General features: G+C 42.0%; 1 protein-coding gene. It reads left to right on the plus strand.

Annotated elements, in window-relative coordinates; genetic code table 11:
• Window positions 1-58: 58 nt before the first annotated feature.
• Window positions 59-685: hypothetical protein (locus JK635_RS08355; protein ID WP_202653503.1), on the plus strand; the 627-nt coding region annotated here is incomplete at its 3' end.

Consider the following 685-nt stretch of genomic DNA (forward strand, 5'->3'; position numbering starts at 1 on the left):
AGCGAAACATAGGCCAACTGACATCCCTGTTGCTCTACGTCCGTCAAGGGCTGATGTCTTGCCATACCTTGGTTTCAGACACATCACTGGCGTGAAGCAATGGGAACCGCTTGCTAAAGCAAGATATATCGAACAATTATTTTCATTAACAAAGAAGAGTGAAACTCCTCGCGAGCGTTATGGTGAAGTAGCCCGTGCGATTGGCAGTCGACGTGATCATATCAAGCGAAATCTGGATGCTTTGGCGGTATATAAGCAAATAAAAGAAGACGATTTTTACGAAATAGATGGGTTAAACGATGAATCGATAAAATTTTCTGTTTTATCAACCGCTTTAGCCGACGAAAAAATCGGAAAATTTGTTGGAATTTCTAGACAAGATGATGATGGAGATTATCTTCCGCAAGATCCAATAATCAATCCAAACAGACTAGATCCTAGTTCCATTCAAGAGCTTTCGCGCTGGCTTTTTGAAAAGGACGATAAGGGAAAGACGCGCGTTGGCGAATCTCGCAACTTAAAATATCTATCTGCAGTAGTTGATAGCCCTAAAGCCATAGCGGCATTTCGAAGCAATGCCCCCCTGAAAATCGCATATCACCTAACATCAGCTGTAACTAAAGATTTCTTAGAGTTATTGTATTTGGCAGAAGGCTATCTTACAGAAGCTGCCAGTATGGTTGCC

This window comes from Neobacillus paridis, assembly GCF_016765675.1.
GTDB lineage: Bacteria > Bacillota > Bacilli > Bacillales > Cytobacillaceae > Neobacillus > Neobacillus paridis.